The 24,009-nt window shown below is 72.5% G+C and carries 20 protein-coding genes; 14 read left to right on the top strand and 6 right to left on the bottom strand.

The features are described from left to right. The first annotated feature begins 66 nt into the window (after positions 1 to 66). The 8 genes from ACZ6TV_RS29340 to ACZ6TV_RS29305 are packed head-to-tail and all read left to right on the top strand — an operon-like array spanning position 67 to position 9,510. Positions 67 to 1,551 (top strand): sugar ABC transporter ATP-binding protein, encoded by a 1,485-nt coding sequence (locus ACZ6TV_RS29340; protein WP_465300519.1) that lies wholly within the window; start codon positions 67 to 69, stop codon positions 1,549 to 1,551. Then, positions 1,548 to 2,567, top strand: coding sequence for an ABC transporter permease (locus tag ACZ6TV_RS29335; RefSeq protein ID WP_465300518.1), 1,020 nt, complete (start codon positions 1,548 to 1,550; stop codon positions 2,565 to 2,567). The genes ACZ6TV_RS29340 and ACZ6TV_RS29335 overlap by 4 nt, the downstream gene beginning before the upstream one ends. After that, positions 2,564 to 3,571, top strand: a complete 1,008-nt coding sequence (locus ACZ6TV_RS29330; protein WP_465300517.1) for an ABC transporter permease — start codon at positions 2,564 to 2,566, stop codon at positions 3,569 to 3,571. Before ACZ6TV_RS29335 ends, ACZ6TV_RS29330 begins: the two co-directional genes overlap by 4 nt. A gap of 54 nt (positions 3,572 to 3,625) precedes the next feature. After that, positions 3,626 to 4,678, top strand: coding sequence for a rhamnose ABC transporter substrate-binding protein (gene rhaS, locus ACZ6TV_RS29325; RefSeq protein ID WP_465300516.1), 1,053 nt, complete (start codon positions 3,626 to 3,628; stop codon positions 4,676 to 4,678). Between the two features lie 14 nt (positions 4,679 to 4,692). Then, on the top strand, positions 4,693 to 5,016 hold the full coding sequence (locus ACZ6TV_RS29320) for an L-rhamnose mutarotase (protein ID WP_465300515.1): 324 nt from the start codon (positions 4,693 to 4,695) through the stop codon (positions 5,014 to 5,016). Then, complete coding sequence (gene rhaI, locus ACZ6TV_RS29315) at positions 5,013 to 6,191, top strand: L-rhamnose isomerase (protein WP_465300514.1); 1,179 nt, start codon at positions 5,013 to 5,015, stop codon at positions 6,189 to 6,191. The genes ACZ6TV_RS29320 and rhaI overlap by 4 nt, the downstream gene beginning before the upstream one ends. Beyond that, positions 6,188 to 8,173: a bifunctional aldolase/short-chain dehydrogenase gene (locus ACZ6TV_RS29310; protein WP_465300513.1), complete on the top strand. Its 1,986-nt coding sequence runs from the start codon at positions 6,188 to 6,190 to the stop codon at positions 8,171 to 8,173. The genes rhaI and ACZ6TV_RS29310 overlap by 4 nt, the downstream gene beginning before the upstream one ends. Continuing rightward, a complete protein-coding gene (locus tag ACZ6TV_RS29305; RefSeq protein ID WP_465300512.1) occupies positions 8,170 to 9,510 on the top strand; it encodes a rhamnulokinase in 1,341 nt (446 codons plus the stop codon). Before ACZ6TV_RS29310 ends, ACZ6TV_RS29305 begins: the two co-directional genes overlap by 4 nt. A 52-nt stretch (positions 9,511 to 9,562) precedes the next feature. Here ACZ6TV_RS29305 and ACZ6TV_RS29300 read toward each other — a convergent pair whose 3' ends face one another. The 5 genes from ACZ6TV_RS29300 to ACZ6TV_RS29280 all read right to left on the bottom strand — a co-directional run bounded on the left by ACZ6TV_RS29300 (position 9,563) and on the right by ACZ6TV_RS29280 (position 15,004). Continuing rightward, a complete protein-coding gene (locus tag ACZ6TV_RS29300; protein WP_465300511.1) occupies positions 9,563 to 10,114 on the bottom strand; it encodes an HD domain-containing protein in 552 nt (183 codons plus the stop codon). Beyond that, positions 10,111 to 10,758 (bottom strand): 4'-phosphopantetheinyl transferase family protein, encoded by a 648-nt coding sequence (locus ACZ6TV_RS29295; RefSeq protein WP_465300510.1) that lies wholly within the window; start codon positions 10,756 to 10,758, stop codon positions 10,111 to 10,113. Before ACZ6TV_RS29295 ends, ACZ6TV_RS29300 begins: the two co-directional genes overlap by 4 nt. Positions 10,759 to 11,151: 393 nt before the next feature. Next, the gene (locus tag ACZ6TV_RS29290; protein ID WP_465300509.1) at positions 11,152 to 12,165 is read right to left on the bottom strand and encodes a hypothetical protein; all 1,014 of its coding nucleotides are present in this window, start codon (positions 12,163 to 12,165) and stop codon (positions 11,152 to 11,154) included. A gap of 80 nt (positions 12,166 to 12,245) precedes the next feature. Next, the gene (locus ACZ6TV_RS29285) at positions 12,246 to 13,655 is read right to left on the bottom strand and encodes an FAD-dependent oxidoreductase (RefSeq protein ID WP_465300508.1); all 1,410 of its coding nucleotides are present in this window, start codon (positions 13,653 to 13,655) and stop codon (positions 12,246 to 12,248) included. 236 nt (positions 13,656 to 13,891) lie between these two features. After that, complete coding sequence (locus tag ACZ6TV_RS29280) at positions 13,892 to 15,004, bottom strand: polysaccharide pyruvyl transferase family protein (RefSeq protein WP_465300507.1); 1,113 nt, start codon at positions 15,002 to 15,004, stop codon at positions 13,892 to 13,894. Positions 15,005 to 15,088: 84 nt separating this feature from the next. On the opposite strand from ACZ6TV_RS29280, the gene ACZ6TV_RS29275 reads away from it, so the two are divergent. From ACZ6TV_RS29275 to ACZ6TV_RS29255, 5 genes are all read left to right on the top strand, one after another. Continuing rightward, positions 15,089 to 16,105, top strand: coding sequence for a potassium channel family protein (locus tag ACZ6TV_RS29275; protein ID WP_465300506.1), 1,017 nt, complete (start codon positions 15,089 to 15,091; stop codon positions 16,103 to 16,105). A 278-nt stretch (positions 16,106 to 16,383) separates the two neighbouring features. Beyond that, positions 16,384 to 17,235 carry a hypothetical protein gene (locus ACZ6TV_RS29270; RefSeq protein ID WP_465300505.1) on the top strand — a complete coding sequence of 284 codons (852 nt, stop codon included), beginning with the start codon at positions 16,384 to 16,386 and terminating at the stop codon, positions 17,233 to 17,235. A 577-nt stretch (positions 17,236 to 17,812) separates the two neighbouring features. Further along, positions 17,813 to 18,400 (top strand): sigma-70 family RNA polymerase sigma factor, encoded by a 588-nt coding sequence (locus ACZ6TV_RS29265; RefSeq protein ID WP_465300504.1) that lies wholly within the window; start codon positions 17,813 to 17,815, stop codon positions 18,398 to 18,400. Continuing rightward, positions 18,397 to 19,506 carry a hypothetical protein gene (locus ACZ6TV_RS29260; RefSeq protein ID WP_465300503.1) on the top strand — a complete coding sequence of 370 codons (1,110 nt, stop codon included), beginning with the start codon at positions 18,397 to 18,399 and terminating at the stop codon, positions 19,504 to 19,506. The genes ACZ6TV_RS29265 and ACZ6TV_RS29260 overlap by 4 nt, the downstream gene beginning before the upstream one ends. An 89-nt stretch (positions 19,507 to 19,595) precedes the next feature. Beyond that, complete coding sequence (locus tag ACZ6TV_RS29255) at positions 19,596 to 22,502, top strand: RICIN domain-containing protein (protein ID WP_465300502.1); 2,907 nt, start codon at positions 19,596 to 19,598, stop codon at positions 22,500 to 22,502. Here the strand turns inward: ACZ6TV_RS29255 and ACZ6TV_RS29250 are convergent. Further along, complete coding sequence (locus ACZ6TV_RS29250; RefSeq protein WP_465300501.1) at positions 22,499 to 23,389, bottom strand: pirin family protein; 891 nt, start codon at positions 23,387 to 23,389, stop codon at positions 22,499 to 22,501. The two genes, ACZ6TV_RS29255 and ACZ6TV_RS29250, sit on opposite strands and share 4 nt — an antisense overlap. A gap of 53 nt (positions 23,390 to 23,442) precedes the next feature. Here ACZ6TV_RS29250 and ACZ6TV_RS29245 point away from each other — a divergent pair, with 53 nt between their 5' ends. Then, complete coding sequence (locus ACZ6TV_RS29245) at positions 23,443 to 24,009, top strand: hypothetical protein (RefSeq protein WP_465300500.1); 567 nt, start codon at positions 23,443 to 23,445, stop codon at positions 24,007 to 24,009.

Below are 24,009 nucleotides of genomic sequence, written 5' to 3'. Positions count from 1 at the left end.
GCGTCAGGGGTCTGCTTCTACCGTCACTGTAGTCATTGTATGAAACGTTTCACAAGGGAGAGGTCGGTGCTGGTTCTCGAAGGCGTGAGCAAGTCGTTCGGCGCCGTCGCCGCGCTCCGCGACGTGCGCCTGGAGCTGCGCGGCGGCGAGGCGCACGCCCTCGTCGGGGAGAACGGCGCGGGCAAGTCGACCCTGGTGAAGATCCTCGCCGGGGCGCACGCACCCGACGCCGGGACGATCACCCTCGACGGGGAGCCGCTGCGGCTCGGCGGCCCCGCCGACGCCCGCGACGCCGGCATCGCCGTCATCTACCAGGAGCCGACGCTCTTCCCCGACCTGACCGTCGCGGAGAACATCTTCATCGGCCGGCAGCCGCTGCGCTCCATGCGCCGCGTCGACACCGCCGCGATGCGGGCCCGGGCCGCCGAGCTCTTCGACCGGCTCGGCGTGCACCTCGACCCCGACCGGCCCGCCCGCGGGCTGTCGATCGCCGACCAGCAGCTCGTCGAGATCGCCAAGGCGCTGTCGTTCGACGCCCGGATCCTCGTCATGGACGAGCCGACCGCCGCGCTGTCCGGCGTCGAGGTCGAGCGGCTCTTCGCCGTCGCCCGCGCGCTGCGCGACAGCGGCGCCGCCGTCCTGTTCATCTCCCACCGCTTCGACGAGGTCTTCTCCCTCTGCCAGCGGATCACCGTCATGCGGGACGGGCGGTGGGTGTCCACCGACGACGCCACCGACCTCACCGTCGAGCAGGTGGTGCGGCGCATGGTCGGGCGCGAGGTCTCCTCCATGTATCCGCGGCGCACCGCCGCCGAGCCGGGCGAGGCCCGCCTGGAGGTGCGGGGGCTCACCCGCGCCGGCGTGTTCCAGGACGTGACCTTCACCGTGCACGGCGGGGAGATCGTCGCCCTCGCCGGGCTCGTCGGCGCCGGGCGCTCCGAGGTCATCCGCGCCGTGTTCGGCGTCGACCGGTACGACGCCGGCGAGGTCCGCGTCGACGGCCGGCCCCTCACCGGAGGCAGCGCGTCCGCGGCGATCGCCGCCGGGCTCGCCCTCGTCCCCGAGGACCGCCGCCAGCAGGGCCTCGTCATGGAGCTGTCCGTGGAACGCAACGCGACCCTGCCGCGGCGCTGGTCGCTGAGCCGGCTCGGGCTGCTGCTCGGCCCCGCCGAACGCCGCGACGCCCGCACCTGGACCGAGCGCCTGCAGGTGAAGGCCGCCAAACTCAGCGACCCCGTCGCCACCCTGTCCGGCGGCAACCAGCAGAAGGTCGTCCTCGCCAAGTGGCTGTCGACGTCCCCCCGGGTCCTCATCGTCGACGAACCCACGCGCGGCATCGACGTCGGCACCAAGGCGGAGGTGCACCGGCTGCTGAGCGAGCTCGCCGGCGAAGGCGTCGCCGTGCTCATGGTCTCCAGCGAGCTGCCCGAGGTCCTCGGCATGGCGGACCGCGTCCTGGTCATGCACGAAGGGCGGATCGCCGCCGACATCCCCCGCACCCGAGCCGACGAGGAGTCCGTGATGCTGGCGGCGACAGGACAGGCGACATGACCGCCGTGCTGGACCGGGCGGAGGTCAGGAGCGCCAAGCTCACCCACCGCGTGTTCCTGGTCAGGGAGCTCGGCATCCTCGTCGCGCTCGTGCTGCTCATCGGCGGCACCGCGATCAGCAACCCGCGGTTCCTGTCCGCGCAGAGCGTCAAGGACCTGCTGCTCGGCTCCACCATCCTGGCGATCCTCGCCACCGGCCAGGCGATCGTCGTCATCACCCGCAACGTCGACCTGTCCGTCGGGTCGGTGCTCGGCCTGTCGGCGTTCGCGACCGGCACCCTGTTCCTCGACCATCCGGGGCTGCCGATCCCGGTGGCGGTCGTCGCCGGCACGGCACTCGGCGCGGTGTGCGGCGCGGTCAACGGTGCCCTCATCGCCGCCGCCCGGGTGCCGGCGCTGGTGGTCACGCTCGGCACCCTGTACGTCTTCCGCGGCCTCGACTACCGGTGGGCCGAGGGCAAGCAGATCAACGCCGCGGACATCCCGCACGGCTTCCTGCGCATGGGCACCGCCACCGTCCTCGGCGTGCCGGTCCTGACCCTGTTCGCGGTCGTCGTCGTGCTCTGCGCGGGCTTCTACCTCCGCTCGTACCGCAGCGGCCGCGAGCTCTACGCGATCGGCTCCGACCCGGCCGCGGCGAGACTCACCGGCATCCGGGTCGGCCGGCGGGTGTTCGCGGCGTTCGTCGCCAGCGGCGCCCTCGCCGGGCTCGCCGGCGTCCTGTACGTCTCCCGCTTCGGCACCCTGGACGCCAACGCCGGCCTCGGCGTCGAGCTCAACGTGGTCGCCGCGGTCGTCGTCGGCGGGGTGGCGATCTTCGGCGGCAGCGGCTCCGTCTACGGCGCGGCCCTCGGCGCCGTGCTGCTCACCACGATCTCCAGCGCGCTGCCGGTGCTCGGCATCAACCCGTTCTGGCAGCGGGCCGCGATCGGCGCGCTGATCCTCGCCGCGATCGGTCTCGACCGGGTCCTGTCGCTCCGCGTCGCACGCAGCCTGCAGGGAGGACCCGGCAAATGACCGAGCTCGCGTTGAGGAAGGCACCGGCGCGCCGGCTGCTGCCCGCCGTCGGCTCCTGGGACGCCGTCGTCCTGCTCGCGCTCGTCCTCGTCGCCGTTATCGGCGCCGCGACGATCGAAGGGGTCGCCAGCCCGCGGTTCTGGCGGTTCGTGACCCTGGAGGTCGTGCCGATCGCCGTCATCGCGCTGCCGATGACGCTGGTCGTCATCACCGGCGAGATCGACCTGTCGGTGGCCAGCACCCTCGGCCTCACCTGCGCCGTCATGGGCGACCTGTGGGCGCACGGGGTCACCTCCCTGCCGCTGCTCATCGCGCTGTGCCTGCTGCTCGGCGCGGTCCTCGGCGCCGTCAACGGCCTGTTCATCACCGTCTTCGGGCTGCCGTCCCTCGCCGTCACGATCGGCACCCTCGCGCTGTACCGGGGGCTCGCCTACGTCGTCCTCGGCGACAAGGCGGTCGCCGACTACCCGGTCAGCTGGACCGACGCCGCGATCAGCCCCATCCCCGGCCTCACCATCCCGTGGGTCATCATCGTCGTCGCCGTCCTCGCGGTGCTCTTCGGTGTGCTCCTGCACGCCACCCCCGTCGGCCGCGGCCTGTACGCCATGGGCAACAACGCGGAGGCCGCCCGCTTCGCCGGGATCGCCGTCGCCCGCACCAAGTTCTGGCTCTTCGTCGCCACCGGCATGATGGCGTCCCTGGCCGGGGTCTTCTGGACGTTCCGCTTCGCCAGCGCCCGCGCCGACAACGGCAACGGCCTGGAGCTCGCGGTCGTCGCGGCGGTCCTGCTCGGCGGGGTCTCCATCTTCGGCGGCCGGGGCGGCCTGGTCGGCGTCATCGGCGCCGTCCTGCTGCTGTCCACCCTGCGCAACGCACTGCAACTGGCGAACGTGCCGGCGAACACCCTCACCATCATCACCGGCTCGCTGCTCATCGCCTCGGTCGTCGGACCGAACGTCATCGGCATGGCGCGCGAGCGTCTCCGCCGCCGGCGCACCACGTAAGAGCGACACCCACACCCCCGTTTCGCGCGACCCCCGCTGAAAGGATTCAATCCCATGAGAGCTGGCAAGCTCATCGCGGTCGCGGTAGCCGCCGCGCTCGCGTTCAGCACCACCGCCTGCGCCGAGGACTCCGACCCCGCCACGGGATCCGGTGACGGCGCCGCCACCTCCGACACCATCAAGAGCGGCCTGAAGGTCGCCTTCCTGCCCAAGCAGGTCAACAACCCGTACTTCGACACCTCCGACAACAAGGGCGGCAAGGTCGCCGTCGAGGAGTTCAAGGGCAGCTACAGCCAGACCGGCCCGTCCGAGGCCAGCCCGTCGGCGCAGGTCAGCTACATCAACACGCTGTCGCAGCAGGGCACCAACGTGATCGCGGTGTCCGCCAACGACAAGGACGCCATCTGCGGCGCCCTCAACGAGGCCCGCAAGGCCGGCGCGAAGATCGTCACCTACGACTCGGACACCAAGCCCGAGTGCCGCGACCTGTTCATCAACCAGGCCACCTCCGAGGGCATCGCGAAGATCCAGATCAAGCTCATCTCCGAGGCCATCGGCGCCGAGGGCGGCGAGATCGCGATCCTGTCCGCGACCGCCAACGCCACGAACCAGAACGCCTGGATCGAGATGATGAAGACCGAGCTGGCGAAGCCGGAGTACAGCAAGCTCAAGCTCGTCGACACCGTCTACGGCGACGACGACGACCAGAAGTCCTTCCAGGAGGCGCAGGGCCTGCTCGCCAAGCACCCCAACCTGAAGGGCATCATCTCGCCGACCACCGTCGGGGTCGCCGCCGCCGGCCGCTACCTGTCCGGCTCCACGTACAAGGGCAAGGTCCAGCTGACCGGCCTCGGCACGCCGAACCAGATGAAGGCCTACGTCAAGGACGGCACCGTCAAGGCGTTCGCCCTGTGGAACCCGGCCGACCTCGGCTACCTCGCCGCCTACGCGGGCGCGTCCCTGGCCTCCGGGGTCATCAAGGGCAAGGAAGGCGACAAGTTCAAGGCCGGCAAGCTCGGCGAGTTCACCGTCGGCAAGGACGGCACGATCCTGCTCGGCGACCCGTTCACCTTCAACGCCTCCAACGTGGACACGTTCAACTTCTAGGGGGGGTGGGTGGCGTGCGCCGGATCTGTTTCACGCTGCAGGTCAAGCCTGACCGGCTGGAGGAGTACCGGCGCCGCCACGCCCACGTCTGGCCCGAGATGCTCGCGGCACTGCGCGACGCGGGTTGGCACGACTACTCGCTCTTCCTCCGCGACGACGGCCTGCTCGTCGGCTACCTCCTCACCGAGGACTTCGCCGCCGCGCAGGCCGCCATGGACGCCACCGACGTCGACCGGCGCTGGCAGGCGGAGATGGCGGAGTTCTTCATCAGCGGTCGGCACTTCGTCGTCCTCGACGAGGTGTTCAACCTCGAGCATCAACTTGGAGCGTCGCAATGACAGAGCTCGCCCCGGAGACGCGCACGCGTGTCGCGGCACAACTACGCGGCCAGCGGATCGAGACGGCGTCCTGGGCATACGGCAACTCGGGCACCCGCTTCAAGGTGTTCCCGCAGGAGGGCGTGCCCCGGGACCCGTATGAGAAGCTCGCCGACGCGGCGGCCGTGCACCGGTTCACCGGCGTGGCGCCGACCGTCGCGCTGCACATCCCGTGGGACCTCGTCGAGGACTACACGGACCTCGCGCGGCACGCCAAGGACCTCGGCGTCGCGCTCGGCGCCATCAACACCAACGTGTTCCAGGACGACGACTACAAGCTCGGCAGCGTCACCAACCCCGACCCCGGCATCCGCCGCAAGGCGATCGGGCACCTCCTGGAATGCGTGGACATCATGGACCGCACCGGGTCGCGGGACCTGAAGCTGTGGTTCTCCGACGGCACCAACTACCCCGGCCAGGACGACGTGCGCACCCGGCAGGACCGGCTGGCCGAGGCGCTGTCCGAGACGTACGACCGGCTCGGCCCCGACCAGCGGATGCTGCTGGAGTACAAGCTGTTCGAGCCGGCCTTCTACATGACCGACGTGCCCGACTGGGGCACCGCCTACGCGCACTGCGTCAGCCTCGGCGACCGGGCCCAGGTGGTCATCGACACCGGCCACCACGCGCCCGGCACCAACATCGAGTTCATCGTCGCCGTCCTGCTGCGCGCCGGGAAGCTCGGCGGGTTCGACTTCAACTCCCGCTTCTACGCCGACGACGACCTCATGGTCGGCGCCGCCGACCCGTTCCAGCTGTTCCGGATCATGCACGAGATCGTCCTCGCCGGCGCGCTCACCGAGCAGGGGATCGCGTTCATGCTCGACCAGTGCCACAACCTCGAACCCAAGATCCAGGCGGTGATCCGGTCCGTGCTCAACGTGCAGGAGGCGACCGCGAAGGCGCTCCTCGTCGACCACGCCGCCCTCCGCGCGGCGCAGCTCGACGGGGACGTCCTCGGGGCCAACGAGGTGCTCATGGACGCCTACAACACCGACGTCCGGCCGCTGCTGCGTGGCGTACGGGAGGACATGGGGCTGGACCCCGACCCGATCGGCGCGTACAAGCGGTCCGGCTACCTGGAGCGGGTCCGCGCGGAGCGGGTCGGCGGCACGCAGGCGGGATGGGGCGCATGAAGGAGCTGATCGACCGCTCGCGCCGGCTCGGGGCCGACCCCCGCAACACCAACTACGCGGGCGGCAACACGTCGGCGGCGGGCACCGCCGCGGACCCCGTCACGGGCGGACCGGTCGCGCTGCTGTGGGTGAAGGGCTCCGGCGGGGACCTCGGCACGCTCACCGAGGCCGGCCTCGCCGTGCTCCGGCTGGACCGGCTGCGGGCGCTCGTCGACGTGTACCCGGGCGTCGACCGCGAGGACGAGATGGTCGCCGCGTTCGACTACTGCCTGCACGGCCGGGGCGGCGCCGCGCCGTCGATCGACACCGCCATGCACGGCCTGGTCGAGGCGGCGCACGTCGACCACCTGCACCCCGACGCGGGCATCGCCCTCGCCACCGCCGCCGACGGGCCGGCACTGACCAAGGAATGCTTCGGCGACCGGGTGCTGTGGGTGCCGTGGCGGCGGCCCGGCTTCCAGCTCGGCCTGGACATCGCCGCGGTACAGCGGGCGAACCCGCAGGCGATCGGCGTGATCCTCGGCGGGCACGGCATCACCGCGTGGGGCGCCACGTCGGACGAGTGCGAGGCGAACTCCCTGGAGATCATCCGCACCGCGACGGAGTTCCTCGCCGCGCGCGGCCGGCCGTCGCCGTTCGGGCCGGTGGTACACGAGCCGCTGCCGGACGCGGAGCGCGCTGCCCGGGCCGCCGAGCTGATGCCGGTGCTGCGCGGGCTCGCGTCCAGCGACCGGCCGCAGGTCGGGCACTACACGGCGTCTCCCGAGGTGCTCGACTTCGTCGGCAGTGCCCGGCTGGAGGAGCTGGCGGCGCTCGGCACCTCGTGCCCGGACCACTTCCTGCGCACCAAGGTGCGACCCCTGGTGCTGACATCCGCCGACGTCCCGGAGCAGTTCGCCGCCTACCGTGCCGAGTACGCCGCCTACTACGAGCGGCACGCCACCCCGGACTCGCCGGCGATGCGCGGCGCGGACCCGGCGATCGTCCTCGTGCCGGGCGTCGGCATGTTCAGCTTCGGCGCCGACAAGCAGACCGCGCGCGTGGCGGGGGAGTTCTACGTCAACGCGATCAACGTCATGCGCGGCGCCGAGTCGGTGTCCACGTACGCGCCGATCCCCGAGTCGGAGAAGTTCCGGATCGAGTACTGGGCCCTGGAGGAGGCGAAACTCGCCCGCCGCCCCGCGCCGCGGCCCCTCGCCGCCCGGGTGGCGCTGGTGACCGGCGGCGGGTCGGGCATCGGCCGGGCCATCGCGCTGCGGCTCGCCGCCGAGGGCGCCTGCGTCGTGGTCGCCGACCGGTCCGCCTCGTCGGCCTCGGAGGTGGCGGCGGAGATCGGTGGTCCCGACAAGGCGGTGGCCGTCACCGTCGACGTCACGTCCGAAGCCGCGATCAAGGCCGCCCTGGCCGAGGCGGTCCTCGCGTTCGGCGGCGTCGACCTCGTCATCAACAACGCCGGCCTGTCCATCTCCAAGCCGCTGCTGGAGACCACGGTCGAGGACTGGGACCTGCAGCACGACGTCATGGCCCGCGGCTCGTTCCTCGTCGCCCGCGAGGCCGCCCGCGTCATGATCGCGCAGGGCACGGGCGGCGACATCGTGTACATCGCGTCGAAGAACGCCGTCTTCGCCGGGCCCAACAACGTCGCGTACGGCGCCACCAAGGCCGACCAGGCGCACCAGGTCAGGCTCCTCGCCGCCGAGCTCGGCGAGCACGGGATCCGGGTCAACGGCGTCAACCCCGACGGCGTCGTCCGCGGCTCCGGCATCTTCGCCTCCGGCTGGGGCGCGCAGCGCGCCGCCGTCTACGGCGTGCCGGAGGCCGAGCTCGGCGCGTTCTACGCCCAGCGCACCATCCTGAAACGGGAGGTCCTGCCCGCGCACGTGGCGAACGCCGTCTTCGCCCTCGTCGGCGGCGAACTGTCGCACACCACGGGCCTGCACGTCCCCGTCGACGCGGGCGTGGCCGCGGCGTTCCTGCGATGAGTGCCCGCATCGCGGCGGTCGACCTCGGCGCCTCCAGCGGCCGGGTGATGGTCGGCACCGTCGGCTCGTCGATCACCCTCACCGAGGCCGCCCGCTTCGCCAACACGCCCGTCCGCGTCCAGGGCACCCTGCACTGGGACATCCTCAGCCTGTACCAGGGGATCCTCGACGGCCTGCGCGCGGCCGGGCCGGTGAGGTCCATCGGCGTCGACTCGTGGGCGGTCGACTACGGGCTGCTCGACGGCGACGGCCGCCTGCTCGGCAACCCCGTGCACTACCGCGACGCGCGCACCGACGACGTCGTCTCCCCGGTCCCGGCCGCCGAGCTGTACGCGGCGACCGGGATCGCGAACCAGCCCTTCAACACGGTGTTCCAGCTGCTCGCGGCGGCGGGCAGCGCGCAGCTGGCCGCCGCCCGCACGCTGCTGCTGATCCCGGACCTCGTCACGTACTGGCTGAGCGGCGTCATCGGCGCGGAGCGCACCAACGCGTCCACCACCGGGCTGCTGCGCGCCGGCGGCGCCGGGTGGGACCTGCCGCTGGTCGCGCGGCTCGGCATCCGCGCGTCGCTGCTGCCGCCGCTGCGCGACCCGGGCACCGTCGCCGGGCCGCTGCTGTCGGATCCGTCGACGCTGGTGACGACCGTGGCCTCGCACGACACCGCCTCGGCCGTGGTGGGTGTTCCCGCGCGGACGGACCGGTTCGCGTACATCTCCTGCGGCACCTGGTCCCTGGTCGGGGTCGAGCTGCCCGCTCCCGTCATCGCTGCCGGGTCCGGCTTCACCAACGAGGTCGGCGTCGACGGCACCGTCCGCTACCTGCGCAACGTCATGGGCCTGTGGCTGCTGCAGGAATGCATGCGCTCCTGGGGGTCCGTCCCGCTGGCCGACCTGCTCGCCGGGGCGGCCTCGGTGCCCGGCGGGCGCAGCGTCGTGGACGCCACCGACCCGCGGTTCCTCGCCCCCGGCGACATGCCCGCCCGGATCGCCGCCGCGTTGCGGGAGACGGATCAGCCGGTGCCCGCCGACCCGTACGCGATGACCCGCTGCATCCTGGACAGCCTCGCCCTGGCGTACCGGCAGGCGATCCTGGACGCCGAGCGGCTCACCGGCCGGCCGGTCGACGTGATCCACCTGGTCGGCGGCGGCGCGCAGAACGCCCTGCTGTGCCAGCTCACCGCCGACGCGTGCGGCCTGCCCGTCGAGGCGGGCCCGGTCGAGGCCGGCGCGCTCGGCAACGTCCTGGTCCAGGCCCGCGCCCTCGACCTCGTCCCGCCGGACCTGCCGTCGATGCGCGCCCTGATCAGCTCGTCGCGCACGTACCTGCCCTCGTCCTAGCCCGGGTGCGCGGCGCGGTATCCGTCAGATCGGATACGCCGCGCGGCGTTCGTCAGATCGGATATGCCGTCTGGAACGAGAGGCGGGTGTCGGCGTCGCCGGTGATGCGGGTCAGCTCGTCGTCGAGGATCATGAACGCCTCCCACGGCTCGCCGCCCAGCAGGTCCGCGACACGCCGCTCCAGCCCCTCGACCCGCTTGCCCTTCCACACCTTGTCGGCGAGGCTGACGAGCAGCTCCTCCGGCGTCGCGTCCGGCCGCTCCCACCGCGCGTGGTTGGCGGCGAACCTGGCGAGGTCCCCGTACTCCCGCAGCATCTCGGCACCGGCCGCCTCGTGCGCGCTGCCCGGCCCCCGCAGCTCCTGCGGGTGCAGGGTCTTGCCGATGTCGTGGGTCGCGGCCCCGAACAGCACCGCTTCCCGGTCGAGCACCAGCTGGGGCGCGGCCACCGCCAGCCAGTCGAGCAGCTGCGCCGCGACGTCGTGCACCGCCCGCAGGTGCGCGGCCAGCCGGGGCGGCGCACCGACCCGCCGCAGGACCGCCGCCGCCTCCGCGGGCAGGGGCCGCAGGCCGGGCTCGGCCAGGGCACGGTCGAGGTCGGTCACCGCTCGACGTAGCCCGCGGTGCGGATCAGGTCCGGCTCGACCGCGAACCGTCCCCGGAACGACGTCGGCGCGCCCGGCGACTCCTCCAGCTTCTCCGGCAGGATCTCCGCCACGAACGTGTTGCCGAGCGGGTCGAGGGTCAGACGGGCGTCGTGGAAGTCCAGCCACGTCCCCATGATCGGCGACCACATCTTGAACACGGTCTCCTTGGCGCTGAAGTGCACCGCCGGCCACCACGGCTCGTCAGGCCGCGCCGCGCACCAGGCGATCTCCTCCGGCAGGCAGATCGCCGCCACGATGTTGGCGGGCAGCACCGTGCGCCGCTCCGCGTCGATCCCCACGGCCCGCACGTCCGGGACCCGTCCGACCGCGACCGCGCAGTATCCCTTGGTGTGCGTGATGCTCCCCGTCGCTCCCGCCGGCCAGACCGGTGCCCGGCTCGGCCCGGTCAGCACCGGCTGGTCGTGGATCCCGACCTGCCCGAGCGCCCGCCGCGCGCACACCCGGCCGGCCGTGTATTCCCGGCGCCGCCCCTCAACCGCCCGCGGCGACAACCCGGCGGCCTCCTCGGGCAACAACACCCCGCCCCAGTCACCTTCACCGGCCACCTCAACCACGACAATCCCAGGCAACAGGTCCCGCACGCCAGGAACTCTACTGTCAGCGCCGCATTCCCGCGCTGTCGCCGGTTGCCCGCCGCAAGCACCTCCCCGGTGCTTTTCCGGCCTTTCCGGCACGATCCACACAGTCGCGGTCATCGACGCCATCGCGGCCAGGTCCGCGACGCGCAGGTCGCGAACCTTGTGTCCACGCCGCGGCCAGGGTCGCCGCTCGACGACGGGAAACACGTCCCCGGGCCGTCCATGAGCACCCAGTGGCCGGGGCGCTCGGTGCTGGACGATCGGGCCCACCGGCCTGCTCGACCGCGGCGCCACGCCATGCAGACCCGCAGCCACCTGATCCGCGCCACGTGCCGGGCTTTGGCGGCCGTCCTCGAAGCGGCGAACGGCCTGCTGTGGGATCGCGGGGCGTGGGGGTCAGGACGGCCGGGGCGGTGGGTGGAACAGGGCGGCGAGCGCGGCGCCCGCGAGGGTGGTCACCGTGACGACGCCCGCCCAGAGGGGCGTCGACCAGGTCACGCCCACCGACAGCTGCACGCCGAGCAGGTGGGTGGACCAGACCAGCAACGGGGTGAGGGTGGCGGCGGTGAGAGGGACCAGCGGTGGGCGGCTCGCGGCGGCCCACCGCACGGCGGCGTCGGCGGCCACCGCGCCGATCAAGGGCCACAGCTGGGCGGCGAGGTGCTGGAAGTCGTTGAAGACGCCGTTGGGGATCGAGGCGGCGGCGACGACGACCGTGATGAGGCCGGCGGGGACGCGGCCGAGCCGGGTCCAGACGAAGAGGACGGGCACGACGACGAGCAGGGTGAAGGTGAGGTACTGGCCGAGCCCGAACGCCGGCTCGTCGCCGAAGCCGCCATACGCGGCGGGGGCGTCGAGGAACGGGGACAGGTAGTCGAGGAAGAAGGCGGCGACGCCGGTCGCGCTGGCCATGCACAGCAGGACGGGCAGGTCGCCCGCGAAGGACGGCGCGGCGCGGCGGGCCGACAGGGCGCGGACCGGGGTGGTGATCATCAGGGTGCCGGAGGTGAGCAGCAGCAGGTGCGGCGGGCTGAGCAGGGCCTCCAGGTCGATCTCGATGCCGAGGAGGGTGTGCCAGGTCATGTCGGCGACGCCGCCGGCGGCGAAGAGGGCGGCGCCGAGCAGGCCGAGGGCATAGCCCGCGGGGACCCAGGTGCGCGGCGGACCGGCCGGGCGGCCGCGCCACACGGGCGGCGGGACGAGGGCCAGGGCGAGCACCGCATAGCCGCTGTAGAGCACGCCGTGCCACGGGGTGAAGAAGGTCTCCAGCTCGGGCACGTGGGTGTGCGCCCAGCCGTCGAGGAAGAGACCGCCGGCGAGCCAGAGCGTGGCGAGCGCGACGGCCAGGTCCCGGCGCGGGCTGGACAGCGGCCGGCCCGGGACCGTCGTCAGCTGTGTGGTGCTCGCCATGCGATCGATCCTGGCGCATCGCCGTCGCCGGGGCGACGGCCTTGCCCCAAAATCAACGCATGGTCAGGAAATCGCCACGCTCAGTTGGAAAGTGACGCGCCCTGTGCTCGCAGTACACGCTGCACCTGTGTCGCGGCGATCTCGCGCGGCGGTTTCCCGGCCCGCGCCGCGAGCGCCGCGCACACCCCGGCGGCCTGGCCGGTCGCCATGGAGATCGGCATGATGCGGTAGGAGCTGTGCGCCACGTGGTCGCCGGAGATGCAGCGGCCCGCGACCAGCAGCCGGTCCACGTCGCGGGGGAGCAGGGTCCGCAGCGGGATGTCGTACGAGGTGCCCTGCGGCAGCCGGCGCAGGATCGTACCGGGGCCGTTCGGGTTGTGGATGTCCACCGGGTACGCGCCGCGCGCCACCACGTCGGGGAACTTCCGCGCGTCGAGGACGTCCTGCCCCGTGAGGTGGTAGTCGCCGAGGACCCGGCGGGTCTCCCGGACGCCGACCTGCACGCCGCTCTGGATGACGTACGACGACCCGAAGCCCGGCACCCGCTCGCGCAGGAACCGGGCGATGCCCGCCAGCTGCCGGTGCATCGTGAGCTCGGCGCGGGTGAGGTCCCACACGCTGATGCCGAGGCCGCCGAAGCGGGTCGAGTTGACCGACACCTCGCCCTCGTGCGGCGTGGCGAAGAACAGGATGTCCTCCCGCGGCAGGTCCAGCTCACCGGCGTCGCGGGCGGCCCGGATCAGGTCCCACAGGCCGTGCACGCCCTTCCACTGGTCCGGATGCTCCCGCACGTACGCGGCGAACTCCTCCCGGTCCATGTTGCCGACCCGGAACATCAGGGTCATCGGCTGGGTCAGCCCGTCCTCGGGGCGGCCGACCTCGTACGGCGCGCCCGCCGACGCGGCCAGGTCGCCGTCGCCGGTGCAGTCCACGACGACGTCGGCGTCGATGACGACCGGCCCGGACTTCGTCTCGAACACCACGCGGGACGAGTCGGGCAACGCGATCATGTCCGAGGCGAACGCGTGCAGCAGCAGCCGCACGCCGGCGCCGTCGAGCAGGTCGTACGTGACGAGCTTGAACACCTCGGGGTCGAACGGGACCGTGTAGCCCGTGTCCGGCGTCGGCGTGATCGCCCCGCGCACCCTGACCAGGCGGTCCAGCAGCATCCACAGCACCCCGGCGACGACGGGCTCGCCCTCGCCGTGGTCGGTCGGCAGCAGCCGGTTGTCGTCACCGCCGACCGCCTGCTTCATCTCGTTGTGGAAGCTCATGAGCGGCATGACCAGCGCCGCGGTGGCGTTGCCGCCGAGGAACCCGTAACGCTCGACGAGCACGACGTCGGCGCCCGCGGCGGCCGCGCCCATCGCCGCGCCGAACCCGGCCGGGCCGCCGCCGACGACGAGGACCTCCGTGTGCCCGCCGTATTCGGCCGTCCGCGGCGGCAGGTGTACGCGTGCCGCACCGTCGGCCCGGTCGAGGGTGCTCATGCCGCCACCTCCGCTGCGCTCCGGCGTCGGCCTGAGCCGAAACTGTCACACGATGAGCGGCCCGAGCCGCTTCGCTGTCCGCTCATGCCGCCACCTCCGCTGCGCTCCGGCGTCGGCCTGAGCCGGAACTGTCACATGATGAGCGGCCGCTCATGCCGTCACCTCCGCTGCGCTCCGGCGTCGGCCTGAGCTCAACCTGTCACATGATGAGCGGCCCGAGCCGCTTCGCTGGCCGCTCATGCCGCCACCTTCGCCCGTTCGAGCTGCGCCCCGAGGCGGCGGCCCGTCTCGGTGGCCCGCTGCTTCAGCGCCGCGACCCGTGAGGCGGTCTCCTCCAGCCGCTGCGGTCGCTCGTCCCACAGCCGGTCGACCTGGGCGAGCAGCGGGCCGGCCGCCTCACGGACCACGCCGCGCGGCACGGGCGCGCCGATGCGGGAGGCGAAGTCGAAGACCTTCCCCGCGTACGGCAGCGCCAGCAGCGGTACCCCGGCCAGGGCGGCGAACATCAGGAAGTGCAGCCGCATCCCGACGGCCAGGTCGAGGTGCTTCATCAGGTCGAGGATCTGGCCCGGCCGGTACTCACCGTGCAGCACCCGGCAGTGCTCGGCCGCCGTCATCCGGGCGAGCACGGCGTGGGCGTGCCGGATGTCGGAGCGCTCCATCGGCACGAACAGCAGCGACGCGTCGAGCCGGTGCACGATGAAGTCGCCGACGTGGGCGAGCAGCTGGTGGTACCCGTCGGCGTCCAGGTGCTGCGCGGCGCGGCCCGGCTCGCGGACACTCATCCCGACGACCCGGCGGCCGGGCGGCAGCGAGTCGCGCAGCAGGCCGATGTCGAACTCCTCCGGGGCCAGCAGCAGCGCCGGGTCGGCGGTGACCGACACCCGGCAGGTCACCCCGGCCTCCTCGAGCGCGACCTTGGACTCCTCGTCGCGGACGGTGACCTCGACCGCCTGGGCGAGCACGTCCCGCGCCATCGCGCAGTCGATCTCCTCGGTGAGCGGGCCGGCGCCGAGGGCGTACGCGAACACCGGCACCCGTTGCTCCTGCGCCGTGCGTACGACCCGCAGGTAACGGCGGGCCTCCGTGTCGTACAGGATGCCGCCGCCACCGAGGACCAGCAGGTCGAGCCGTCGCAGCTCGGCCGCGGTCCGGTCCCGGCTCACCCCTTCCCACGGCGCGACCTCGACGTCCGGGTGGGCCGCCGAGGTGTGCCCGGGCTCACGGGAGAACACCAGGACGTCCACGTCCGGCCGCCGCGCGCGCAGGTCGGCGAGAACGCTCGTCAGGATCGCCTCGTCGCCGAGATTGCAGCCACCGTACGAGCCGAGCACGCCCACTCTTGTCATGCGCGCTCGCTACCCAGCGCCCGTCCTGTCATACCTGGCACGTATGGTGGGTTTCGACCATTCAGCAATCCGTGGGCGGGGCACGTGATCCAGTTTCCGGCAGTGCGGCGGGGCCCCCTGCGGGCGATCAGCGCCCGGCTCGGGTTCGCGGTCCTGCTCGTCTCCGCGATCGTCCTGGTCATTTTCGTCGACCGGGACGGCTACCGGGACGTCAACGAGGACGGGCTCACCCTCCTCGACTGCTTCTATTACGCCGTGGTCACCCTCTCCACGACCGGCTACGGCGACATCACCCCGGTCTCCGAGTCGGCCCGCCTGGCCAACATCCTGATCATCACCCCGGCCCGCGTGCTGTTCCTGATCATCCTGGTCGGCACCACCCTCGAAGTCCTGACCGAGCAGTACCGCACGAACCTCAGGTTGCAGCGGTGGAGGAAGCGCGTGAAGAACCACGTCATCGTCTGCGGCTACGGCACGAAGGGCCGCGCGGCGGTCGGCACCCTGGTGGAGAACGGTCTGGACCGCTCCCAGGTGGTCGTGGTGGAGAACAACCCGGCCGCCGTCCGCCAGGCCCAGTCCGACGGCCTCGTCGTCGTCGACGGCTCCGCGACCCGCTCCACGGTCCTCAAGGAGGCCCGCGTCGAGGACGCCAAGGCGATCATCATCGCCACCGACAGCGACGACGCGTCGGTCCTGGTCACCCTCACCGTCCGCCAGCTGACCGCCGGCAAGGTCTCGATCATCGCCGCCGCCCGCGAGGCGGAGAACGCACCGCTGCTGCGCCAGTCCGGCGCCCACCACGTCATCGTCTCCTCGGCCACCGCCGGCCGGCTGCTGGGCCTGTCCACGACCGCCCCGCCGCTCATCGAGGTCGTCGAGGACCTGCTCACCCCCGGCCAGGGCATGGCCCTCGCGATGCGCTCCGCCCGCCGCGACGAGGTGGGCTCCTCCCCGCGCGAGCTGACCGAGCTGGTCATCGCCCTGTTCCGCCGCGGCAAGGTCCTCTCCCTCGCCGACCCCGAGGGCACCACCATCCAGACCGGCGACATGGTCGTCTACGTCCGCGACGACCGCCCCCAGGCCGTCCCCGCGATGCCGTGACCCGTTCCGGCGCCGTCCCGCACGGACGGCCGGCAACCCCCGCCGGCCACCGGCGCGTGCTGCCCGCCGACGGGTGCGCCGGTGCTGCCGCGGTACTGCTCACGCCCGCCTCTTCCACGGCTCCCTCCCGGGTCCGGCTCGCCGCTGCTGCGGTGCTGTCCGCGTCGCCGGTCGATCGGTTCGCCGGTGCGGCCTCTGCACGGTTCGCAGCGCCGGCCGGACGACGCGTCGGCGGAGTGCGGTCGCGCCTGGTGGCGTCGGGCCGGTGGGCTGCGGCCATGGTGTTGCCGCTGGTCGGGGTGCTGGCTGGTTGGTTCGTCGGTGGGGTGCGTTCGCGGCTCGTCGCGGCGGGTCGGCGGATCGCGGCGGTGGTGTTGCCGCTGGTCGGGGTGCTGGCCGGACGGTTCTTCGGTGGTGGGCGATCGCGGCTGGTGGCGTTGGGCCGGCGGGCCGGGGTGGTCGCGCTGGTCCTGGCCGCGGCACTCGGCCAGGCTTCGCCCGCTGCGGCCCACGGAGGTGCCTCGGTCACGATCCACTCCGACGGGCGCGGCTCCGTGTGGATCACCGCGCAGTGGCAGGACGGTCACCCGATCAACGAACCGACCCCGGTGACCCTGACCGCCACTCCCGCCACGTCCGCCGCCGGGACCCCGGGTGCCTCCGAGAGCGGGGCCGCGCCCGCGCCTTCCGGGGGGTCGGGTGCCGCACCTGTGCCTTCTGAGGCGTCGGGTGCCGCACCCACGTCTTCCGGGTCGGGTGCCGGACCCGCAGGGAGCGGGCAGGCGACGCCGATCGTGGGGCAGAAGCTGACGCAGACCGGTGACGAGCGTGGCACTCAGACCTGGAGCGGCGTACTGCCCCCAGGAGCGTGGCGGGTGGCGATCGACCTCGGTGCACCGGTCGAAGGGCACTGCCAGGCGCTGGTCCCGTCCGCGCCCGGGGGCGACGCGGCCGCGCAGCCGGTCGAGGTCGCGTGCCTGATCGCGGCCACCGGGGCCACCGGGCCGGCCGCGGAACCCTCCTCGACCGGCGGCAGCCTGGTCCCGCTGTGGGTCACCCTCGGCGTGTTGCTCGTCGGGGGCGCGATCGTCGCTGAGTTCGTCGTTCGCCGCCGCCGCAGCGCCAAGTAGCCCGGACCGCGACCGGCCGGCGTCGCGCAAGTTTCCGTCGCGCAAGCTTCCGTCGCGCTCAGTTCCGTCGCGCCCGACCTTTGCCCGCCCCTGTCGCGTTCACTTCCATGCGTGCCCGCTCCTCTCGTCCTTGCTCCGTGAGTGCCCCGCTCTGGTCGTCCCTGCTCGGTCGTCCCTGCTCGGTCGTCCCTGCTCCGTCGTCCCTGCTCCGTCGTCCCTGCTCCGTCGTCGGCCGTCGCGTCGTGGGCCGTCGCGTCGTGGGGGGCCGTCCCGGTGCGAGCGGCCGTTCCACCGTGGGTGGCCCCGTCTACACCGTGCGGCCTTGAGACGCCGCGAGTCTCAGGGCGGCGGGTCTTGGCGGGTCGTCGCTTCGGCGGGTGGCGACCTCGTTGTGTGACCACCTCAGCGTAAGACCGGGACGAGTGCGACGGCCGGGCGTGGGCCCGGGACCTGTGGACAGCACCTCGCCTGTGGAAAACCGAGACGGAGGCGATGGAAGACGTAGATGGCTATCACTGTGTGGGATGGGCGGCGAGGCGGGGGGTCGGCTGGCAGGAACGGGCGCTAGGCTTCCCGCGTGACTGGAGAGGACGGTGCGGCGGTGGCGGGCCCGGGCAGGGACCCGAGCCACGACCAGCGCCCTGATCCTGTGACGGTCGCGTTGCTGGCCGCGCGCGGCGGGGACCGGGCCGCGGCCGCCGTGTTCGTCAGGGCTACGCAGCCTGAGGTGTGGCGGTTCGTGGCGGCGCTCGTCGGGGCGCATCATGCCGACGACGTGACCCAGGACACATACCTGCGGGCGTTCCGGGCGCTGCCCGAGTTCGCCGGGCGGTCGTCCGGGCGGACCTGGATTCTCGCGATCGCGCGGCGGGCCTGTGCCGACCATGTCCGGGCCGCGGTGCGGGGGCGCCGGCTCGAGGCGCGGGTCGCGGCGGAGCCGGAGGAGCTCGCCGGGGCGGACCACGCCGGGTTGCACGCGGCCGCCGACCTGGTCGCGGGGTTGCCGGCGGAGCGCCGGGTGGCGTTCGTGCTGACCCAGGTGCTCGGGTTGTCCTATGCGGAGGCAGCCGAGATCGAGGACGTCCCCGTCGGCACGATCCGGTCCCGGGTCGCCCGGGCCCGCGCCGACCTGGTCGCCGCCATCGCCGCCGCGCGAGCCGGATGACGCGCGTCGCGGAAACGAAAGCGGCCCGCAGCACGGCGACGAAAGCGGCCCGCAACGCGGTCACGAACGCGGCCCGCAGCACAGCGACGAAAGCGGCCCGCGACGCGATGACGAAAGCGGCCCGCAGCACGGTGACGAAAGCGGCCCGCGACGCGGTCACGAAAGCACTGCTGGCGGTGCTGCTCGGCGTCATTGTGGCGGTCGGGCAGGGCACGCCGGCGCAGGCGCACGGGGCAGACGCGCCGGCCGCGCTCGGGTACGTGGTGCGCGTCGACACCGTGTCGGAGCCGGGCGTGAGCGTCAGGGCCGTCGAAGGGGGCGCGCGGCTGGAGCTGCGCAGCACCTCGCCGAGGACGGTCGTCGTGCTCGGCAGGCAGGGCGAGGCGTTCCTGCGGGTCTCGCCGGGCGGGGTGGACGAGAACCGGCGGTCCTCGACGTGGGCGGCCAGCCGCACCCTCACCGGCGTCGTCGACGGCACCGCCGACCCCCAGGCGCCGCCCGACTGGCGCCGGGTGTCCACGGAGCGGGTCGTGCGCTGGCACGACGAGCGGGCCAGGGAGCTGCCCGCCCGCGCGTGGAGCGTCCCGCTCGAGGTGGACGGCACGACGCCGGGCATCATCCGGGGCACGATCCGGGCCGCGAGCCCGCCCGCGACCGGCTGGTGGTGGTCGGGTGCGCTGCTCGCCGCGGTCGTGGTCGGGGCCTTCGCGCACCGTTCGAGGGTGGCGCTCGCGCTGGTCGCCGCGGTGGCCGGTGGGGTCGTCGTCGCGTGGATCGTCGTCAGCGCGGGGCTGGCCACCTCGCCCACCGAGAACCTCGCCACGCAGCTGCTCGCCCGGCTGTGGCCGCTGCTCACCGGCGTCGGGGTCCTGGCGGCGGCGGTCCTGCAGGCGCTGCGGAAACCGGTCGCCGGCATCGTGACGGCCATCGGCGGGGCGTGCCTGGCGGTGATGACCGGGTTCGCCGACGCGGCCGTGTTCAGCAACGGCAGCCTCGCCGGGCCGGGCTGGGGGCGGTGGGCGGTGGCGACCGCGCTCGCTGGTGGTCTCGGGCTCCTGGCCGCCGGAGCGCAGCGTTGGTACCGCACACCAGCAAGCGATAAGTAAACAAAAATCAACGGGTTCTTTCATAAAGACCCGTAAAAAAGCATAATCGGGCGTCGATGTTCCCCGCCAGGAGCAAAGGAGTCCGGTCCATGGACCGCAGAACGTTCGTCGCGAGCGGTGTCGCCCTCACGGGTGGCGCGATCGCCTTGTCCACCGCCGTAGCCAGCCCCGCGAGCGCCGCGGTGCGGACGGCGAAGACCGTCACGCCGGGTGCGCGGGGAGGTCATTACTGGCCGAACCTCGCCCCGTTGAAGGCCACCGCCTTCCTGAAACTTCCGCCGGGCGCGGTCCAGCCCCGCGGCTGGCTCCGCACACAGCTCAACATCGAGGCCGACGGGCTCTGCGGCCGGATGACCGAGGTGTCCGACTACCTGCAGATGAATGGCAACGGCTGGGTCGACAAGACCAAGGGCGCCTGGGAGGAGCTGCCCTACTGGCTGCGTGGCTTCGGTGACCTCGGCTACGTCACCGGCAACACCCGCATCCTGACCCTGGCCCGCCAGTGGATCGACGGGATCATCAACAACCAGGGCAGTGACGGCTTCTTCGGGCCCAACGCGCTCCGGACGAGCCTGGAGGGCGGCCCGGACTTCTGGCCGCACATGCCGCTGCTGGACGCGATCCGCAGCCACGCGGAGTACAACGAGCGCAACGGTACGCCGGACAACCGGGTCAACACGTTCATGCGCAAGTACTTCCAGTTCCAGAACGCGCAGCCCGCCGCCGTGTTCAACCGCAGCTGGGCCGCCCTGCGCTGGGGCGACAACATCGACAGCGTGTACTGGCTGTTCAACCGTACCGGCGAGACCTGGCTCCTCGACCTGGTGCGCAAGATCCACGCCGGGTCCGCGGACTACACCAACGGCATCCCCAACTGGCACAACGTGAACCTCGCCCAGGGCTTCCGCGAGCCGGCCCAGTTCGGCCTGCTCGACCCGGACCCGAAGTTCCCCGCCGCCACCTACCGCGACTACGACACGGTCATGGGCCTCTACGGCAACTTCCCCGGCGGCGGTTTCGCCGGCGACGAGAACTGCCGGCCCGGCTTCACCGACCCGCGGCAGGGCTTCGAGACCTGCGGCATCGTCGAGTTCATGCACAGCCACCAGATGCTCGCCCGGATGACCGGCGACTCGGTGTGGCTGGACCGCTGCGAGGACCTCGCGTTCAACATGCTGCCCGCGTCGCTCGACCCGGCGCAGCAGGGCATCCACTACATCACCTGCGCCAACAGCATCGGGCTGACGAACGCGACCCTCACGCAGGGCCAGTTCCAGAACAACTTCCCGATGCTGGCGTACATGCTGGGCATCCACAACTACCGCTGCTGCCCGCACAACTACGGCATGGGCTGGCCGTACTACGCGCAGGAGCTGTGGTTCGCGACCTGGGACAAGGGCCTGTGCGCGGCGATGTACGGCAACTCGCAGGTGACCGCGAAGGTCGGCGCCAACGCGACCACCGTGACCGTCACCGAGGACACCGACTACCCGTTCAGCGACACGATCACGCTGACCATGGGCACCCCGGGTGCGGTGGCGTTCCCGCTGTACCTGCGGATCCCCAAGTGGAGCAACGGCGCGGTCGTGCGGGTCAACGGCACGGTCGTCACCGGCACCGTCGAGGCGGGCTCGTTCGTCATCGTCGAGGGGACCTGGAACAACGGCGACAAGGTCACCGTCACGCTGCCGATGCGCACCACCGTGCGGACCTGGGCGAAGAACGGCAACGCGGTCAGCGTCGACAACGGCCCGCTGACGTTCTCGCTGTCGATCGCGGAGCGCTGGCAGCGCATCGGCGGCACCGACGCGTGGCCGACCAACGAGGTGTACGCCAACTCACCGTGGAACTACGGCCTGCTCATCGACCCGGCGAACCCGCAGGTGACGGTGACCCGCAAGCCGGGTGCCCTCGCGGCGAACCCGTTCACCCGAGACGGCGCGCCGATCTCGCTGAGCGTCACCGCCCGGAAGATCCCCAACTGGCAGGCGGACGCCGAGGGGGTCGTGCGGCCGCTGCAGCAGAGCCCGGCCCGCTCCACCCAGCCCAACGAGACCGTCCAGCTGCTGCCGATGGGCGCGCAGCGGGTCAGGATCACCACGTTCCCGCGGGTCAGCGACGGCGCCGACGCGGTCGACTGGGTCATCCCGGCCACCCCGTCCGCGTCGTACTGCAACCCCGGCGACACCGTCGCGGCCCTCAACGACGGCAAGGTCCCGAGCAGCTCCGCCGACCAGAGCATCCCGCGGCTCACGTTCTGGAACCATCTCGGCACCAGCGAGTGGGCGCAGCTCACCTACTCCAGCGCGATCACCACCAACGCCGTGTCGGTGTACTGGTTCGACGACACCGGCACCGGCCAGTGCCGGGTCCCGCAGTCGTGGCAGGTGCAGTACCGCAACGCCGGCGGCGCCTGGGTCGCGGTGTCCGGCGCGTCGGCGGCCGGGACGGCGGTCAACACGTTCAACCGGGTCACCTTCACCAGCGTCACCACCACCGCGATCCGGGTCCTCGTGCAGCTCAAGGCCGGCGTCTCCGGCGGCATCCTGGAGATGCGGGTCGAGGGCAGCACCGCCCCGATCACCTGGAAGCGGATCCAGAACAAGAACAGCCTGAAGGTCCTCGGCGTGGACGGCATGTCGACGGCGAACAGCGCCAACGTCGTGCAGTTCGACGACAACGGCACCGCCGACCACAACTGGCGGCTCGTCGACGCCGGCGGCGGCTGGTTCAAGATCGTGAACCAGCACAGCGGCAAGATGCTCGCCGTGCAGAACATGTCGACGGCCAACTCGGCGCTCGTGCAGCAGTACGAGGACAACGGCTCCGCCGACCACCTGTGGCGGCTCGTCGACAACGGCGACGGCTGGGTGCGCATCCAGGTGCAGCACAGCATGAAGGTGCTCGGCGTGTCGGGCATGTCGACGGCGAACTCGGCGCAGGTCGTCCAGTTCGACGACAACGGCACCGCCGACCACCTGTGGCGGCTGCTCTAGGAGAAACGGTGCCGCGGCAGGAGCCGCGTGGTGGGCAGGGCGGGGGCCGGCAACGGCTCCTGCCCGCCCGGCACCACCCCGAACCGGTCCGAGCCGGCCTCCCACTCGTCGCGCGCCGCCACGATCTCCTCGTGCGAGCGCGCGACGAAGTTCCACCACATGACCAGGTCCTCCTCGAGGGGCACCCCGCCGATGAGGAACAGCCGGCCGTCGCCGTCCAGTCGCACCGAAGCGCGCCCCTCGGGCAGGTGCAGCAGCGACCCGGGCGGGACGTCGACCCCCTCGACCCGCACGCCGCCGTCGGTGACCACCACACCGTGCTCGAAAGCCGGATCGATCGCGATCTCGGCAGGTGTACGGGCAGCGACCCGCACCTCGGCGCCGACCAGGGGACTGTGCACGACGGCCGGCGACGTGACCCCGCCCAGGGACCCGACGGCGACCGTCATCCGTACCCCCGCCGCCTCCGCGACCGGGAGATCCTCCAGGTGCTCGAAGCGTGCCGCCCGGTCGCGGGAGTCCGCGGGCAGCGCCACCCACAGCTGCACCCCGTGCAGCAGCGGCGGCTTGCCGGCGGGGGAGTCCTCGGAGTGCGCGATGCCCCGCCCCGACGTCATGATGTTGAGCTGGCCGGGGCGGATCAGCTCGTCGGAGCCGAGACTGTCGCGGTGCCGGATCTCCCCGTCGAAGAGCCAGGTCACCGTCTGCAGCCCGATGTGCGGGTGCGGCGGGACCCGCATCCCCGGCCGCCCGGTGACCTCCTCGGGCCCGAAGTGGTCGAGGAAGCACCACGCGCCGACGGTCCGCCGGCCCTTGTTCGGCAGCGTCCGCCGCACGACGGAGTAGCGGCCCAGCGGCACGTCCCGGCCTTCGAGGAGTTCCATCATCCGATTCTGCCTCGCGCGCTCCGGCGCAACCCGGAACGGGTAATTTGTCCGGTGTGATGGGACTTGTGGTGGCGGCGCTGGCGATGCTCGTCGCCGGCGGTGCCGTGTTCCTCGCCTTCCAGGTGCTGCAGGGCGTCCGGAGCGCCGTCGCCGGCGCCGCCGGCCTCCTCGCCGCGTATCAGCTCGCCGAGGCGCGCGCCGACGCCGAGCGGGTCTGCGCGTGGGCGGTCAGCGAACGCGAGACCTTCGAGAAGATCATCACGCGGGGCGTGGTCGGCGCCGCGATCCGCAACGCCGGCGGCACCCCCGTCTACGACCTGGAGATCGTGTTCCGGGACCCGCCCGCCGCGTGGACCGCGATCCGCCGGGTGCGGATCGTGCCGCCGTCGGAGCAGCCCGAGGTGTACGCCGGGTTCGACGAGGAGAACACCGACGGGCCGGTGGAGCGGGACCGGATCAACGAGGACGGCACGATCCGGCTCGCCCCGTCCGCCGACATGCACGTCGAGCTGCGCTTCACCGACAGCCGCGGCCGCCGCTGGCAGCGCGACGACCACGGCATCCTGACCCAGGCCGGCGAGAACGTCGCCCGCGCCCCGGCCCCGGTCGAGCAGGTCTGA

The sequence above is a fragment of the Dactylosporangium sp. NPDC051087 genome (genome assembly GCF_055586325.1).
This window is presented reverse-complemented; position numbering and strand designations above follow the sequence as displayed.

Bases quoted from the DNA above. Each gene is read 5' to 3' on its own strand.
- ACZ6TV_RS29270 (WP_465300505.1), top strand. From the start codon at position 16,384: ATGGTGTTGCCGCTGGTCGGGGTGCTGGCTGGTTGGTTCGTCGGTGGG.
- ACZ6TV_RS29280 (WP_465300507.1), bottom strand. From the start codon at position 15,004: ATGACAAGAGTGGGCGTGCTCGGCTCGTACGGTGGCTGCAATCTCGGC.
- ACZ6TV_RS29335 (WP_465300518.1), top strand. From the start codon at position 1,548: ATGACCGCCGTGCTGGACCGGGCGGAGGTCAGGAGCGCCAAGCTCACC.
- ACZ6TV_RS29285 (WP_465300508.1), bottom strand. From the start codon at position 13,655: ATGAGCACCCTCGACCGGGCCGACGGTGCGGCACGCGTACACCTGCCG.
- ACZ6TV_RS29255 (WP_465300502.1), top strand. From the start codon at position 19,596: ATGGACCGCAGAACGTTCGTCGCGAGCGGTGTCGCCCTCACGGGTGGC.
- ACZ6TV_RS29330 (WP_465300517.1), top strand. From the start codon at position 2,564: ATGACCGAGCTCGCGTTGAGGAAGGCACCGGCGCGCCGGCTGCTGCCC.
- ACZ6TV_RS29305 (WP_465300512.1), top strand. From the start codon at position 8,170: ATGAGTGCCCGCATCGCGGCGGTCGACCTCGGCGCCTCCAGCGGCCGG.
- ACZ6TV_RS29290 (WP_465300509.1), bottom strand. From the start codon at position 12,165: ATGGCGAGCACCACACAGCTGACGACGGTCCCGGGCCGGCCGCTGTCC.
- ACZ6TV_RS29310 (WP_465300513.1), top strand. From the start codon at position 6,188: ATGAAGGAGCTGATCGACCGCTCGCGCCGGCTCGGGGCCGACCCCCGC.
- ACZ6TV_RS29250 (WP_465300501.1), bottom strand. From the start codon at position 23,389: ATGATGGAACTCCTCGAAGGCCGGGACGTGCCGCTGGGCCGCTACTCC.
- ACZ6TV_RS29260 (WP_465300503.1), top strand. From the start codon at position 18,397: ATGACGCGCGTCGCGGAAACGAAAGCGGCCCGCAGCACGGCGACGAAA.
- rhaS (WP_465300516.1), top strand. From the start codon at position 3,626: ATGAGAGCTGGCAAGCTCATCGCGGTCGCGGTAGCCGCCGCGCTCGCG.
- rhaI (WP_465300514.1), top strand. From the start codon at position 5,013: ATGACAGAGCTCGCCCCGGAGACGCGCACGCGTGTCGCGGCACAACTA.